This is a genomic window from Lysobacter zhanggongensis (assembly GCF_046638635.1).
In the GTDB taxonomy this organism is placed as follows: domain Bacteria; phylum Pseudomonadota; class Gammaproteobacteria; order Xanthomonadales; family Xanthomonadaceae; genus Novilysobacter; species Novilysobacter luteus.
Window position 1 is genome coordinate 1 of the sequence record NZ_JBJXHK010000168.1, and the last position, 1,243, is coordinate 1,243.

The following is a 1,243-nucleotide window of genomic DNA, read 5'->3' on the forward strand; positions in this document are numbered from 1 at the left end:
TGATGGGGTCAGCCGCAAGGCGAAGCTCTTGATCGAAGCCCCAGTAAACGGCGGCCGTAACTATAACGGTCCTAAGGTAGCGAAATTCCTTGTCGGGTAAGTTCCGACCTGCACGAATGGCGTAATGATGGCCAGGCTGTCTCCACCCGAGACTCAGTGAAATTGAACTCGCTGTGAAGATGCAGTGTACCCGCGGCAAGACGGAAAGACCCCGTGAACCTTTACTATAGCTTGACACTGAACATTGAGCCTTGATGTGTAGGATAGGTGGGAGGCTTTGAAGCGTGGACGCCAGTCTGCGTGGAGCCATCCTTGAAATACCACCCTTTAATGTTTGATGTTCTAACTCGGCCCCATAATCTGGGGTGAGGACAGTGTCTGGTGGGTAGTTTGACTGGGGCGGTCTCCTCCCAAAGAGTAACGGAGGAGCACGAAGGTTAGCTAATCACGGTCGGACATCGTGAGGTTAGTGCAAAGGCATAAGCTAGCTTGACTGCGAGAGTGACGGCTCGAGCAGGTACGAAAGTAGGTCTTAGTGATCCGGTGGTTCTGAATGGAAGGGCCATCGCTCAACGGATAAAAGGTACTCCGGGGATAACAGGCTGATACCGCCCAAGAGTTCATATCGACGGCGGTGTTTGGCACCTCGATGTCGGCTCATCACATCCTGGGGCTGAAGTAGGTCCCAAGGGTATGGCTGTTCGCCATTTAAAGTGGTACGCGAGCTGGGTTTAGAACGTCGTGAGACAGTTCGGTCCCTATCTGCCGTGGGCGTTGGAAGATTGAGAGGGGTTGCTCCTAGTACGAGAGGACCGGAGTGAACGCACCACTGGTGTTCGGGTTGTCATGCCAATGGCATTGCCCGGTAGCTAAGTGCGGAAAAGATAAGCGCTGAAAGCATCTAAGCGCGAAACTTNCGGAGTGAACGCACCACTGGTGTTCGGGTTGTCATGCCAATGGCATTGCCCGGTAGCTAAGTGCGGAAAAGATAAGCGCTGAAAGCATCTAAGCGCGAAACTTGCCTCAAGATGAGTCTTCCCTGGGCCTTCAAGGCCCCTGAAGGAACGTTTAAGACTAAGACGTTGATAGGCTGGGTGTGTAAGTGCAGCGATGCATTGAGCTAACCAGTACTAATGATCCGTGAGGCTTAACCTTACAACACCGAAGGTGTTTTTAGAGAGATTTTCAGCGACGTTCCAAGATTGGTTCTGATGGCTTCATGGAAGTGAGGCGGTTGGAATGA

At 52.3% G+C, this 1,243-nt stretch carries 1 rRNA gene; it reads left to right on the plus strand.

The features are described 5' to 3' along the window. Window positions 1–1,155, plus strand: a 23S ribosomal RNA gene (locus ACKVMH_RS13495); the annotation flags it as partial. Window positions 1,156–1,243: the final 88 nt, after the last annotated feature.